This is a genomic window from Plasticicumulans lactativorans (genome assembly GCF_004341245.1).
Classification (GTDB): domain Bacteria; phylum Pseudomonadota; class Gammaproteobacteria; order Competibacterales; family Competibacteraceae; genus Plasticicumulans_A; species Plasticicumulans_A lactativorans.
Genome location: NZ_SLWY01000003.1, coordinates 40,111 through 53,687, shown reverse-complemented (window position 1 = coordinate 53,687; position 13,577 = coordinate 40,111). Strand labels below are relative to the sequence as shown.

Genomic DNA, 13,577 nt, shown 5'->3' with positions numbered 1-13,577 from the left:
CCGGCGACGCGGTGCTACATCAGCACCACGTCGTACTGCTCGCGGGTGTACTGCGCCTCGGCCTGGAAGCGGATCGGCGTGCCGATGAAGGCCTCGAGCTCGGCGACGCTGGTGGACTCCTCGTCCAGCATCAGGTCGACCACCTCGGTGGCGGCGAGCACCAGGAACTGGCGCGCCTCCTCGTACTGGCGGGCCTCGCGGATGATCTCGCGGAAGATCTCGTAGCAGACCGTCTCGGCGGTCTTGATGGTGCCGCGGCCGCTGCACAGCGGGCAGGGCTCGCAGAGCACGTGCTCCAGGCTCTCGCGGGTGCGCTTGCGCGTCATCTCGACCAGCCCGAGCGCCGACACCTCGCAGATGTGGTTCTTGGCGTGGTCACGCTCCAGCGCGCGCTCCAGGGTCTTGAACACCGCCTGCTTGTGCTCCTCCGACGACATGTCGATGAAGTCGATGATGATGATGCCGCCGAGGTTGCGCAGGCGCAGCTGGCGGGCGATCGCGCCGGCGGCCTCGAGGTTGGTCTTGAAGATGGTCTCCTCGAGGTTGCGGTGGCCGACGTAGCCGCCGGTGTTGACGTCGATCGTCGTCATCGCCTCGGTCTGGTCGATGATCAGGTAGCCGCCGCTCTTCAGCTGCACCTTCTTGTCGAGCGCGCGCTGCAGTTCGTCCTCGATACCGTAGAGGTCGAAGATCGGCCGCTCGCCCGGGTAGTGCTCGATGCGCGGGCGCATCTCCGGCACGAAGCGCTCGGCGAAGGTGAGCAGGCGCTCGTGGGTCTCGCGCGAATCCACCCGCACCTTCTCGACGTTGCCGCCGACGAAGTCGCGCAGCACCCGCAGCACCAGCGGCAGGTCCTCGTGGATCACGGTGCCGGGGCGGGTCTCGCGCGCGCGCTCCTGGATCGACGCCCACAGCTTCTGCAGGAAGGCCATGTCGGCGCGCAGCGCCGGCGCCTCCACCCCCTCCCCCGCGGTGCGCACGATGTAGCCGCCGCCGAACTCGGCGCGCGCCGCGCCGATGATCTCCTTCAGGCGCGCGCGCTCGGTGTCGTCGTCGATCTTCACCGACACCCCCACCGCCTCGGTGCCCGGCAGGTAGACCAGGTAGCGCGAGGGGATGGTGACGTGCGTCGTCAGGCGCGCGCCCTTGGTGCCGAGCGGGTCCTTGACCACCTGCACCAGCAGCTCCTGGCCCTCGCGCACCAGGTCGGTGATCACCACCGCGCCGCGCTCGCCGGGGCCGGCCTCGCCGTCGACCACGACACTCGCCTGGATGTCGCTGACGTGCAGGAAGGCCGCGCGCTCCAGGCCGATGTCGACGAACGCCGCCTCCATGCCCGGCAGCACCCGCACCACGCGGCCCTTGTAGACGTTGCCGACCAGCCCGCGCTTGCGCGTGCGTTCGATGTAGAGCTCCTGCAGCACGCCGTTCTCGACCACCGCCACGCGCGTCTCGCGCGGCGTGACGTTCATCAGGATCTCCTCGCTGGTGCGCACCACCTCGGCGCCGGCACCCCCGGCCTCGTCGGCCGCCACGCCGCGATGCATGTTCACAGGACCTCCCGCCCGAAGGCGCGCAGCAGTTCACAGGTCTCGAACAGCGGCAGCCCCATCACCCCCGAGTAGCTGCCATCGAGCCGCTCGATGAAGGCCGCCGCACGCCCCTGGATCGCGTAGCCACCGGCCTTGTCGGCGGGCTCGCCGCTCGTCCAGTAGGCCTCGCACTCCGCCGCGCCGAGCGGACGCATCCACACCCGGCTCACCTGCACGCGCGCCTCGATGCGCTCGGCACTCGCCAGCGCCACCGCCGAATACACCCGGTGGTCGCGCCCCGACAGCCGCGCCAGCATCGCCAGCGCGTGTTCGCGGTCGGTCGGCTTGCCGAGGATTTCGGCGTCGACCACCACCGACGTGTCGGCCCCGAGCACGAGCCCGCGTCCGCCGAGCCCGGCCAGCCCCGCGCGCGCCTTGGCGAGCGCCAGGCGCTCGACGTAGGCCGCCGCGTCCTCGCCGGCGAGCGGCGTCTCGTCGACCTCGGCGTGCACGGTGGCGTGGCGCAGGCCGATCTGGTCGAGCAGTTCGCGGCGGCGGGGGGACTTGGAAGCCAGGTAGAGCGTGGTCATGGGCAGCGGCGAAGACGCGGCAGCGGCGCGCAGCGGGCGCCGGGCTGCACAGCGTGGCGTGGGCGTGCGTTCGGCGCAACCCGTCGCGGCGATGGCAGCGGCGGGATGCCGCGGGCACGGCGGGCGCGGGGACGGGTTCAGCGCAGGCTCGGGAACGCGAACTGCGCGCCTTCGCGCACGCTGGCGGAGGGCCAGCGCTGGGTGATGGTCTTGCGCCGCGTGTAGAAGCGCACCGCGTCCGGGCCGTAGGCGGCCAGGTCGCCGAACAGCGAGCGCTTCCAGCCGCCGAAGCTGTGGTAGGCGACGGGCACCGGCAGCGGCACGTTGATGCCGACCATGCCGACCTGGATGTGGTCGCTGAAGTAGCGCGCCGCCTCGCCGTCGCGGGTGAACAGGCAGGTGCCGTTGCCGTACTCGTGGGCGTCGATCAGGTCCATCGCCTGCTGCAGGGTCGGCACGCGCACCACGCACAGCACCGGGCCGAAGATCTCCTCGCGGTAGATCGTCATCGCCGGCGTCACCCGGTCGAACAGGCAGCCGCCGAGGAAGAAGCCGCCCTCATGGCCGGGCACCTGCAGGCCGCGGCCGTCGACCGCCAGCTCGGCGCCCTCCGCCACGCCGCGGTCGACGTAGGCCTTGACCTTGTCGAAGTGCGCGCGGGTCACCAGCGGCCCCATCTCGCAGCCGGCGCCGGTGCCGGGGCCGACCTTCAGCGCCCGCAGCCGCTCGGCGAGCTTGGCCACCAGGGCGTCGGCGACCTCGTCGCCGACCGCGACCACCACCGAGATCGCCATGCAGCGCTCGCCGCAGGAGCCGTAGGCCGCGCCCATCAGCGCGCTGACGGCGTTGTCGAGGTCGGCATCGGGCATCACCACCGCGTGGTTCTTGGCCCCGCCCAGTGCCTGCACGCGCTTGCCGCGGGCGCTGCCGGTGGCATAGATGTACTCGGCGATCGGCGTCGAGCCGACGAAGCTCACCGCCTGCACGCGCGGGTCGGCCAGCAGCGTGTCGACCGCCTCCTTGTCGCCGTTGACGACGTTGAGCACGCCCGGTGGCAGGCCGGCCTCGTGGGCGAGCTCGGCGATCAGCAGCGTCGAGCCGGGGTCGCGCTCCGAGGGCTTGAGCACGAAGGTGTTGCCGCAGGCGATCGCCAGCGGATACATCCACAGCGGCACCATCGCCGGGAAGTTGAACGGCGTGATCCCGGCCACCACGCCGAGCGGCTGCAACTCCGACCAGCTGTCGACCGCCGGCCCGACGTTCTTCGAGTACTCGCCCTTCAGCAGCTCGGGCACGCCGCAGGCGTACTCGACGTTCTCGATGCCGCGCACGAGTTCGCCGTGGGCGTCGTCGAGCACCTTGCCGTGCTCGTCGGTGATCAGCGCGCAGATGCGCCCGGCGTTGTCCTCGAGCAGTTGCTTGAAGCGGTACAGGGCACGCGCGCGCTTCTGCGCCGGCGTGTTGCGCCAGACCGGGAAGGCCGCCTGCGCCACGGCGATCGCCGCCTCGACGGTCGCGCGGCCCGCCAGCGCCACGCGCTTCGTGGTTTCGCCGGTGGCGGGGTTGTACACGGCCTGGCTGCGGCCGTCGGCCTCGGCGACGTGCTCGCCGTTGATCAGGTGTCCGACAAGGCTCATCGAAGTCCTCCTTCCAGCGTCGCTCGACTGCAGGGTGGCACGGCGTGTGCGCGGCGCATCGCCCCGACTGGAGCGCGTCACCGGGCGCGCTCATCAGGCCGTCGCTGCGTCGTGCCCGCAGAGGCAGGGCGGGCCGGACGACCGCGTGCCGCCGCCGTGGCACACGTCATAACCCGCATCCCGGCATTTTGCATCGGGATCGCCCCTGACCGCCGGGCCGGTGCACCCGGCAGGGCTTTGGTCTGCGGCACACCGGCCAGCCCGCCGTTGCGGGTGCCGGCGAGGTGCCCGAACCCCTTCGGTGCACGCGGCCAGCCGCTCCTTTTCGAAGCACTCGGGCGCCGCGAGGCCATCGGCTGGGCACGGCCAGGTATGGCCGTGCAGGCACCCGCCCCAGTACACGAAAGGGTGAGCAGCGCACCAGCGGCCACGCGAGAACGGCACAAATGAAAACGGCCCAGGCGCTTCCGCCTAAGCCGTTGTTTTATCTGGTGGGCGATGGTGGGATCGAACCACCGACCCCTTCCGTGTGAAGGACGGGGCAACGGATTTTACCGGCCACTCACGAACATCAAGCACCGATAAATGTTAATTTAAAATCAACATATTAAAACAACAACTGTTCGTACACTTTCGCCGAAGTACCCTTGCAGCCGGTAAATTTGTTGCCCATTCTGTTGCCCACGGATGCAATCCGACTGGCTGAAACCGCAAGGGGTTACCGCATGCTCACCGATGTGTCGATCCGCAAACTCCCCCCTGGCGAACACCCGGACCGCGACGGTTTGGCACTGCGCGTCGGCACCTCGGGCACGGCCACCTTCCGCTTTTCCTATCGCTCGCCGGCCGATAGCCGCATCCGCCGAATCACGCTCGGGCGCTACCTGCCCGCGAACCAGCGCACCGGCACCAACCAGGGCGAGGGGCTGACCCTGAAGGAAGCGCGCACCGAGGCGTTACGCCTGCGCGAGCTGGTCAAGGCCGGAATCGACCCGATGGCCACCGTGAAGGCCGAGCAGGCCGCCGCGGAAGCGGCGAAGCTCGCCGAGCTGCGCGCCCCCACCTTCGCCGCGCTGCTCGCCGAGTACGATGAGCGCGAGTTGTCGACCAAGCGCACGGGAGCCGACATGCGCAAGCTAGTGGAGCGCAACGCGCTGTCGACGCTCGGGCCGCGCAAGGTGAAGGAAATCACCCGCCGCGAAGTCGTGCTGCTGCTCAACGACATTCGCGATGCCGGATCGCCCGCCACGGCCGACAAGCTGACCACGATCTTGGTGCGCTGCTTCAACTACGCCTGCGAGGCCGGCATCCTCGACGCCAACCCCCTGGCCGGCATCAAGCGCAGCAAGAGCGAGCCGCGCGAGCGCGCCCTGAACGACGCCGAAGTGCGCGCGGTCTGGTGTGGGCTAGACACCAGCGGCATTCATCGGGGTACAGTGCTGGCGCTGAAACTGATCCTGGCGACCGGGCAGCGCCCCGGCGAAGTCGCCGGGCTGGCGTGGCGGGAGATCGACGACGACGTGTGGACGCTCCCCGCTGCCCGCACCAAGAACGGACGGGCGCATCGCGTGCCGCTGTCAGCGCTGGCGCTCGGACTGCTGGAAGACGCGCGCGCCCTCGCCGGCACGTCGGCCTATGTCTTCCCCTCACCACAGCGGCGCGTCGAGCAACCGGAAGCAGACCGGCCACTGGATCGGCACAGTCTGTCGCGCGCGGTACTGCGCAAACTCGAAGCCTTGGGCATGCCCGCCTGGACACCGCACGACCTGCGCCGGACGATGCGCACCGGACTGGCGGTGCTCGGCATCCCGCACGAGATCGCCGAGCGCGTCGTCGGACATGCGCAGGACAGGATCACCGCCACTTACAATCAGCACAGCTACGATCGCGAGAAGCGCGCGGCGCTGGACGCCTGGGGGCGACGGCTCGTCGAAATCACGGGTGACGAGGCACTGACGCCGAACGTCGTGGCGCTGCGTGGAGCTGCCTAGCGGCTTCGCCCTCAACTGACCGCCTGTGCCTGGCATAGGAACCTCTAGATATGAGTACTTCCGAGCGCATCACCATCGAACCCGGCAAGCGCGGCGGTCGACCCTGCGTGCGCGGCTTGCGCATCACGGTGTCCGACGTGCTCGGCTGGCTGGCCGATGACATGACACCAGCGGAGATCGTCGCCGACTTCCCCGAACTGGAGCTTGAGGACATCCGCGCGTGCCTGGCATTCGCCGCCGGGCGCGAACATGCGACGGTAACGGTACGGGCCGCGTGAAGTTGCTGCTGGACGAAAACCTGTCGCGGCGCATCGTTCCGCTGATCGAGCCCGACTACCCCGGCACGACGCAGGTAGCGCTGGTGGGCTTGGAGCGAGCGCGCGACCGCGAGGTATGGGAATACGCCCGCGCGCACGGGTATGTGATCGTCACCCAGGATGCCGACTTCAATGATCTGGCCGCTCTGCTGGGCGCGCCGCCGAAAGTGGTTTGGCTGCGTCTGGGGAACCGTACCCGACAACACATCGCCCGAAGCCTGATCGAGCGACGACACGAGATCGAGGCCGCACTGGCGGATGCCGCGGTGTCCTGCGTCGAGTTGATCTGACGCCGTAACAACGGCTGGCCCGCGCGCCCGACGGCGAAGCCGGACAAAACGCGCACGGCATGATGCCGCCTGCGCGTCGACTGCGGTTTTTACGAAACAGATTCAACCCCGCCACCCATCCAAGATACCCAGCCTCTGCGCCATCGCAGCCAGTGCCTGCGCGACGAAGGCATCATGCTCCGCGCTCAGGCGCTCGAAGGTGCGCCAGCGCATCCCTTTGAGCTTCCATAATTTTACCGAAATCATCAGGCCAGCGTGCCTCATGATTTTATTCCCGGTATGCCGGACGTTTCCCTAAGCCATTGCCCGGAAGCCGTTTTCGTCGCCTGTCGCGGCGTCCCGCGGCACCGCGATGCCATGCCCGATTACGCGTCTCAGCGCCGGCTGCGCAGTTCCTTCAGCTTCACCAACATCGCCAGGCTGCGCTCGAACTTGCGGTCGAGGTGCGTCTCGTAGCGCGACAGCTTCTCCAGCCGATGCGCCTGCAGGCCCTCGCCCAGGGTCTGGGCCTTGATCGCCTCATGGTGTCGGGCTTCTTTCTCCAGGCCGATACACAGCGGCTCCAGGTGCTCGCGGATGAAATCCGCCAGCCCTTCGGCGGTTGCCGGATACTCCTCGTCCTCCACATATGCGTGCCACCAGTCGCGGGAATCGGGCAGCAGCGTGCGCAGGGCCTTGTCGTAAGCCTGTGCGCCGCCGCGCCGGAGGATCGCCGCGGCCTTGCGGGTCGCCTCCAGATCGTGCCGTGCATCGCGCTGGCGTCTTTCGACCTCGTCCGGCGTCAGTACCAACAGGTCGCGCAGATCAGAACCCCGCCCCGAAAGCCCGAACTCGAACGGTACGGCTGCCGGAATCACACCCTCGGCGTTACGCGTGGCGCCCTTCAAGCCCTGATTGATGCTGGCACCCTCGGCCTGCAGCACCCGCCGCTTGCGCCAGACGATGCTTGCCAGTTCTTCGACCAGGTGCGCCTCGGTCGCCCCCGCCGGCTGATGCTCCTCCAGCAGCGCCGTCAGCAGGGCCTGGTATTCGTCCGCGTCCTCATGGGACAGCACGGTGTGGCGGCTCAGGATGCCGTGCTTCAGTGCATTGAAGCGCACCATCGCGTAGTTGCCCTGCGTCGTCGATGCAGCATCCGCGTTCGCCGGGAGCGGAATCACGGCGATGTCGGTTTCAAGTGTCGGCATGGTGGTCTCCTCGTTGCAGCAGCCCCGGCCAGCGCTCACGACCGGGTCGGCAGTCCGGATCGTCTGGACCTGGCGTGTAGCCTTCGCAGCGCCGGGGTGTATCGCGCCTCGGCGTATAACGCCGGCTCGCCACGATCCCGCCGCGCCAGGCCGCCAGACAGAGCCCTGACCCGGTCAGGTTCGCGCACTGATCGCAGCGCCGACGGTCATCGTCGAAGGGGTCGGGCCGCACCGGCGCCGCAGTTCGCTGCGTGAAATAGCGCCGCGCATCCGCGTCGGTGCAGCACCGCTCCAGCACCTCGACGATGATCGTCGCGTCGGTTTCTCCGATCTGCGCCAGCCAGGAGCGGATCGCCGATTCATCACGCGCCGTCATGGGAACGGCCACGTCGGCTTCGTGAAAACCGGCCACCGCTGCACTGCCATGGCTGCCGATAGAGGTCGCCGCGATCACGGTCGTGTCCGCTTCGGGCACTGCCGTTGCTGCCGTTGGATGTCTTTCGGCTCGATTGGCAGCAGGCCGTTCAACCCCAGAAGGATTCATCTGCCGCGCCCGCTCAAGCCAGTTCGCCATGACCGCCCCCCGGCTTGCATGGCTTCAAAACCTTCGGGTTGATGGCATAGCGCACGGTGCGTCGCCCGCTTCCAGGGCCGGTGCCGCCGACCTCGTCGCCCCGCAGCCAGTCCTCGGCTTCGAGCCAGTCGAGCGCCGCCTGCACGGACTCATCGGTGGTCAAGCTGCGCCACTGGTGACGTCGCACGTCCCGCGCCGTGAAGCTGTCCGCCAGTTTGCCCTGGCGCAGCTTGTCAACCAGGGCCTGCGCCGCGCGCAGGCCATCGTCAATCAGCAGGCCGTAGCAGCGCCGGGCATGGGCTTCGAGATACTCGCACCAAGCCGCCGCCCGCATGGCGGATATGGCCGTCACCGGCCCACGGATGCCGGTCGCGGCGCACTCGATCAAGTGCAGAATCAGCGCGAGGGCCGGGTACAGCTTGTCGAACTTCGCCAGGTGCTGCGCGATGAGCGGATGATCTTCAGCGGGCAACCGCACGCGATGCAGATCGCCCGACCATTCGATGAAAATCTCCTGCGCCGCGTCGTCGAAACGGAAGTACGGAAACTTGGCGACGTCGTCGTTGGGAGCTGCGCCACAGCCCTCCGGATCGAAATCGGCCAGCCTCTCGAACACGGTAAAGGCTTGGTCGCGCGCTGCCTTGTCCGGCATACGGTCGCGCCACTCCCAGGCCAGGGGATCGGGATAGAGCAGCATCTGAAAGCGTTGCAGCATGCCGTCATTCGCCAGCATATTCGCGGCTTGTTCGAGGTAGACCATCAGTTTGTCCGGCTGGATACCGCCGAAGATCGAAACGCACAGGTTCTGGATGAAGATCGAACCGCGCCCGATGCGGTCGGTATCGAAACTCGCATTGCCGTTCCAGGCCTCCAGATAGAAAGCGCGTTCGCCCTCGCGCCCCTCCCGGTCCCACGAGGCAATCAGTCCGACCAGTTCGTCGCGAACTACCAGTAACCCGGTGGGGTTGTCCCGCAGCAATTCACCCAGTTTTTCGATCGTCGGATCGTTTGATTTGAAGCGCCGCAGCATCGGTGCGCACGGCGCCTGCCGTCGATAACCCTGCAACTCCTTGGCGATACTGTCCAGGTCCTCGCCTTTGCCGTCCTTGGCTTTGGCCGCCGTCTTGATGCGCGCTTCGATGGCCTCCCTCCTTGCATCGAATACCATTTTCTCGGCCTCGAAGGCTTCCATATCCACCTGATACGTTTCCATCGCCCGTGCGATCAGGCGTTCCAGCGGTTTCAGCGCTGCGCCGATGGCCGGAGACTTTTTCGCCGACGGATCTCCAACGATGCCACCCCACAGATTCGGCACGATTAGCCACGTGTCGCGCGCCTTGGGCTTGATTGCGCAACGTGCCCCGATGATCGCTCCCAGCGCCACCAGCGCCGCCGCCGCGATGAACTCCGGCGGACACGGCATTCGATCGGCCTCGTCCACGATCCAGCCACGCAGGGCCTCGGGTAGCAGGGTCCCCGGGTCGAAGGCGGGTACGGGGCGCAGCGCCGCCTGAATCGGTTTCGGGTCAGGCCAGTCAGCACTGGCCGAGGGCTGGTCCACCACCGTCGCGTCGCCCTCGGGCCTGTGTGACCGCTCCGTGGTGGCAAGGGCCAGGATGTCCGCCTTCGTGGCGTCCGGGTGCGCCTCCAGCCACTCGACCGCATCGCCTTTAGGCCGCAGGTTCAGCGCCGCCACGTCGATCTGGCGCACGCTGCAGCCCAGCGCGCGCAGCGCCGCCGTCACCGCCGCGGCGTAGCGATGACCGGCGTCGTCGTGGTCTGCCCAGATCAGCACATCGCGCCCGACGAGGGTTCGCCAGTCGGCCTTGTCGGCCGAGTCCGCAGCGCCCGATGTCGTCACCAGCAACCCCAGCGCTGCCAGCTTGTCGGCCTTGTACTCTCCCTCGGTGACGATGACGGTTTCGGTGGGCCGCTCAGCCAGCTCGTGCAGGCGATACAACGGCTTGCCGCCCGGATACACCGGCTCGCCCAGCGTGTAGCCGGTGCCGTTCAGCTTCATCGGCCGAATCCACTTGACCCCGGTCTTGGGGCGTTTCAGACGAATCCGCCAATGCAGCGGCTGGCCACGAGCGTCGGTGTAGACGTGCAGGGCCTGCAGCTCGAAGCCTTGCCGGATCGCAGCGGCGGCGAGGCGAAGAGCGGCCTGTTGGGGGGATTCGGTCATCGCGAGGCCTCCCAGGCGCCCAGCGCCTTCGCCGCCTCGATGAAGCGCAGCTCGTGGCGCCGCATGTGGAAGGCCAGCACGTCGCCACCGTGCGCCCCGCACGCCATGCAGCGGAAAGCGCCGGTCTCGATCCGCACCCGCAAACTGGGCGAGGTGTCGCCATGGAACGGACAGAGTGCGGATCGCCAGTCGCCGCCGCCGGTCAGCTTCAGGCCCTGGTCCCGGTAGTAGTCGGCCGGCGCTGGCAGGCGGTCACGCCTGAAGGCGAAGGCCGGCTGATATCGTCCCCGCGTGGGGTTTGCGCGTCGCATCGCTCGCCCCCCTACACCACGACCATACGGGCCGCCTCGAGCGCCCTGACCAACGCGCGAATGTCCTCGTCGGATTTGCCGGCAATGCGTGCGGCGTTGAGCGCCGCCACCTCGTCGGCGGGCCAGCCCACTGCCCGCGCGCCGATCAGCACCGGATGGGTGAACAGGCCCTGCTGGATGTCGGCGTAGTGGGCACTACGCGACCTGCCACGTGCGCACAAAACGCTCGGAAGGCGAAGGATAAGGGGCACCATCATCAATCCTCTCGGAACGTTACGGGACTTACCGAGAGGCAGCGTAGGTGGGCGATTTGGGCGAAAAAACGCCCGAACAAGATTCGGCCCCATTGGAGCAATGCCGAAAAAACAACGTGTTACACCAGAAACGGAACACTATGCGGGAGCGACCTGATAGCGTGGCCGCGCCGTCTAGCGATGAAGAACAACAGCTTGGCGGGGGTGCGGATTGGGCGAAAAAATTCCGCCCAGCTTTATTTGGTCATCTGCTTGCGGATGGTCTCGGCATCACGACCATTCGCGATGTCCATCCTCGCGATCCGCTGTGAATACCACGTGCCGGACTTGCCCGGCTGTTTGAGCTTCAGATTCCGATACTCCTGCCGCCAACTCGCGTACATCGTCGCCGTAGTCTGTTTGCGCGCTTCACGCCGGGCGTTACTTGGCGTATGGCGGTTATCCGCCGTGCTCGCGCAATCCACCAGCCGGCGGATTCTGGCGCGATCCAGCGAGTACGCGCCGTCGTGATAGACGATCACATCGACCAAGGGCAGCGCGTTGCTGCCGGCGATCAGTTCCAGGGGACCCCCGACGCGCAGGCACAGCATCTGGCTGTGCTTTTTGCCGCTGACCATACCGATGTTCTGCAGATCGGCGCTGGCCGCCCGCTGCACGCTGCGTCGGACGCCCATGCTGTGCGCGACGAATTCGCACACGGCGTCAACGCTACACTGCCACTGCGTCAGCCACCCGAGCGGAACCGGTACGCGGTTGATATCGCTGCGCTTGTCGCAAACGATAAAGGCTTCAGCGCGGCGCCCAGGATCGGACAACACGCGCACGGGCATGACGCACTCACGCTCGCAGCCGGGGCATACCGCGCTGGTGGCCGGACGTGTCTCCGCCAGCAAGCCTTGATTCTTCATCGCCGCGACGGCGGCACTGGGCCATGCGCTCAGTTCGTGGTCGCTGATGATGACCGCCGCACCATGCCGCGCCCCCACACGCTCCAGTAACTCGACCAAGGCGGCTTCCGGTGTCATACCTCAGCCGTTTCCCCATCGGCCGCCGCAGGCGTCGGCTCCTTCGGTTCAATGCCGGAGGCTTCCAGCATGTCGCGCAGCTTCAAGTCCAGTTCGTCGTACTTGAGCGAGCAGGAATTGGGATGGGCGATGCGGATCGTCACCGCCTTGGCGGGCTTATCGGCATCCACCACGACCGACACCGCCAGTTCGACCTGGGTGACGTTGTACAGGTGCAGCGGGATGGACTTGCCGATCTGGTCGAGCAGGGCATAGACGCCATCCGGGTCTTGCGGGGTATCGGCTTCCAGTGTGATGCGGGTGCCTTTGTTCACCCGCGACGACAGCCGTATCTTCTTCACGACCACGTATTCAATGCCGCTACCCACCGCGTAGGTGAAGCTGAAGCTTCTCTGGCGCAGCGGGTCCAGATCATAGATGCGCTCGTCTTTGGGGGCGGGCGCTAGTTCGTCCAGTTTGAGGATTGCCGTGGCGAACATCTCTTGCAGCGGCCCGATGGCCTTGCGTGAGCCACGGCAGTGCAGGTCTAGCGTGCCATCCCTTTGCGAGTAGGCGTAAACGACCTCGAAGGCGGGGTTATGCGGGCGGCGATCGAACTGCCCTTCCACCCATTCGACGTCGTACCGCGAATGGTCTTCCGGGTAGGCGAAGAAGTAATCCCGCTCGCCACGGCGGAAGTGTTCCACCACGCAGTTCTTGCCTCGGCCCTCGGTGTGGTGGAAGTAATGGCGGATCAGGTGGGCAAGTTGCTGGGTGCTGGCGGCGTCCACCGCCGCCAGCCGCTGCGGCAGATTCTTGCGCTTGCGCCAATAGCTCAGGGTGTCGGCGCGGTAGAAATGGGTCGCGCCCTTCCAGAACGCCTTGTGCTCCAGGAAGGTGACCATGGCCCGCTCGAAGTGGTTGGGAAGCGCCGAGAGCTTTTCAACCAGTGCGGTGATGGCCTCCGGGGTTTCACGCAGTTGCCAGCGCGCCTCGTCGAGGATCGCCAGAAACCCCTTCTCGCAGCTTAGGGCGAAGATCTCCTGCAGTTCCGTATTCATCGCGTTGCGTTGATCGTCCGGCAGTTCCAGCCACGCCGCGAACAGCGCGTCCGGCCTGGTCTCCTTCATTGACGGGAAGTCCAGTTCGTCGAACACCCCTCGCGCCTCGAAATAGCGCGCGAGCAACGCATTCGGCATCTGCCGGAAGAACGCCTTCGTCGAGTAATGTCGGGTCATGCGTCCCCTCCCTGGCGTGAGGCGAAGTCGCTGTGATTGGACGATGCAGGATTTTACCGTATTGTACAGCACATCCGCAGTACAACCGCTGTGCAAGGGCACACTATGGCCTCGGGCAAGACCAGCACACTGACCTTCCGCATCGAACCGGCCCTGAAGGAAGCCCTGCGCATGGCCGCCGAGCGCGAGCACCGCTCCCTCGCCAACATGGTGGAGGTGCTGATCCGCGACTATTGCGGGCGCAACGGCATCGCCATTCCCGAACAGGGTGCTCTGTTCGATGACGACGGCGCGCCACCGGCCGGTGGCGCGCCGGCATGATCACGACTTGCCTTTCGCCCCTCGATCGTCGTTCTCCCCGCTATCCGGCACGGGCCGTCAGCGCCTACAGTCACAGTGTCGGACTCGCGGCAAACTCCGGAACAGCCCAGGGTGAGCAACGGGGACATCGGCGGCATCGCCTCACG

At 67.1% G+C, this 13,577-nt stretch carries 15 protein-coding genes; 4 read left to right on the top strand and 11 right to left on the bottom strand.

Going from position 1 to position 13,577, the window contains the following annotated elements; genetic code table 11:
• Window positions 1–14: 14 nt before the first annotated feature.
• The 3 genes from rng to EV699_RS02550 form a co-directional block, all read right to left on the bottom strand.
• On the bottom strand, window positions 15–1,547 hold the full coding sequence (gene rng, locus EV699_RS02560) for a ribonuclease G (RefSeq protein WP_165904012.1): 1,533 nt from the start codon (window positions 1,545–1,547) through the stop codon (window positions 15–17).
• A gap of 2 nt (window positions 1,548–1,549) precedes the next feature.
• The gene (locus EV699_RS02555; protein ID WP_132538643.1) at window positions 1,550–2,122 is read right to left on the bottom strand and encodes a Maf family protein; all 573 of its coding nucleotides are present in this window, start codon (window positions 2,120–2,122) and stop codon (window positions 1,550–1,552) included.
• Window positions 2,123–2,259: 137 nt separating this feature from the next.
• On the bottom strand, window positions 2,260–3,759 hold the full coding sequence (locus tag EV699_RS02550; protein WP_132538641.1) for a CoA-acylating methylmalonate-semialdehyde dehydrogenase: 1,500 nt from the start codon (window positions 3,757–3,759) through the stop codon (window positions 2,260–2,262).
• Between the two features lie 725 nt (window positions 3,760–4,484).
• On the opposite strand from EV699_RS02550, the gene EV699_RS02545 reads away from it, so the two are divergent.
• From EV699_RS02545 to EV699_RS02535, 3 genes are read left to right on the top strand one after another with little or no spacing between them, the layout of a single operon-like run.
• On the top strand, window positions 4,485–5,750 hold the full coding sequence (locus tag EV699_RS02545; RefSeq protein ID WP_132538639.1) for a tyrosine-type recombinase/integrase: 1,266 nt from the start codon (window positions 4,485–4,487) through the stop codon (window positions 5,748–5,750).
• Between the two features lie 50 nt (window positions 5,751–5,800).
• A complete protein-coding gene (locus EV699_RS02540) occupies window positions 5,801–6,028 on the top strand; it encodes a DUF433 domain-containing protein (RefSeq protein WP_132538637.1) in 228 nt (75 codons plus the stop codon).
• A complete protein-coding gene (locus tag EV699_RS02535; protein ID WP_132538635.1) occupies window positions 6,025–6,357 on the top strand; it encodes a DUF5615 family PIN-like protein in 333 nt (110 codons plus the stop codon). The genes EV699_RS02540 and EV699_RS02535 overlap by 4 nt, the downstream gene beginning before the upstream one ends.
• A gap of 102 nt (window positions 6,358–6,459) precedes the next feature.
• Here the strand turns inward: EV699_RS02535 and EV699_RS19805 are convergent, their stop codons facing one another.
• From EV699_RS19805 to EV699_RS02500, 8 genes are all read right to left on the bottom strand, one after another.
• The gene (locus tag EV699_RS19805) at window positions 6,460–6,621 is read right to left on the bottom strand and encodes a hypothetical protein (protein ID WP_165903996.1); all 162 of its coding nucleotides are present in this window, start codon (window positions 6,619–6,621) and stop codon (window positions 6,460–6,462) included.
• 110 nt (window positions 6,622–6,731) lie between these two features.
• Window positions 6,732–7,544 carry a hypothetical protein gene (locus EV699_RS02530; RefSeq protein WP_207922984.1) on the bottom strand — a complete coding sequence of 271 codons (813 nt, stop codon included), beginning with the start codon at window positions 7,542–7,544 and terminating at the stop codon, window positions 6,732–6,734.
• Complete coding sequence (locus EV699_RS02525) at window positions 7,531–8,118, bottom strand: hypothetical protein (RefSeq protein ID WP_132538633.1); 588 nt, start codon at window positions 8,116–8,118, stop codon at window positions 7,531–7,533. Before EV699_RS02525 ends, EV699_RS02530 begins: the two co-directional genes overlap by 14 nt.
• The gene (locus EV699_RS02520; protein WP_132538631.1) at window positions 8,102–10,303 is read right to left on the bottom strand and encodes a YfjI family protein; all 2,202 of its coding nucleotides are present in this window, start codon (window positions 10,301–10,303) and stop codon (window positions 8,102–8,104) included. Before EV699_RS02520 ends, EV699_RS02525 begins: the two co-directional genes overlap by 17 nt.
• Window positions 10,300–10,614, bottom strand: coding sequence for a CHC2 zinc finger domain-containing protein (locus EV699_RS02515; protein ID WP_132538629.1), 315 nt, complete (start codon window positions 10,612–10,614; stop codon window positions 10,300–10,302). Before EV699_RS02515 ends, EV699_RS02520 begins: the two co-directional genes overlap by 4 nt.
• A gap of 11 nt (window positions 10,615–10,625) precedes the next feature.
• Complete coding sequence (locus EV699_RS02510; RefSeq protein WP_132539003.1) at window positions 10,626–10,868, bottom strand: helix-turn-helix transcriptional regulator; 243 nt, start codon at window positions 10,866–10,868, stop codon at window positions 10,626–10,628.
• A gap of 236 nt (window positions 10,869–11,104) precedes the next feature.
• The gene (locus tag EV699_RS02505; protein ID WP_132538627.1) at window positions 11,105–11,875 is read right to left on the bottom strand and encodes a hypothetical protein; all 771 of its coding nucleotides are present in this window, start codon (window positions 11,873–11,875) and stop codon (window positions 11,105–11,107) included.
• Window positions 11,876–11,889: 14 nt separating this feature from the next.
• Window positions 11,890–13,110 carry a hypothetical protein gene (locus EV699_RS02500; RefSeq protein WP_132538625.1) on the bottom strand — a complete coding sequence of 407 codons (1,221 nt, stop codon included), beginning with the start codon at window positions 13,108–13,110 and terminating at the stop codon, window positions 11,890–11,892.
• Between the two features lie 105 nt (window positions 13,111–13,215).
• Between EV699_RS02500 and EV699_RS02495 the strand changes: the two genes are divergently transcribed.
• Window positions 13,216–13,431: a type II toxin-antitoxin system antitoxin gene (locus tag EV699_RS02495; RefSeq protein WP_132538623.1), complete on the top strand. Its 216-nt coding sequence runs from the start codon at window positions 13,216–13,218 to the stop codon at window positions 13,429–13,431.
• Window positions 13,432–13,577 lie beyond the last annotated feature (146 nt).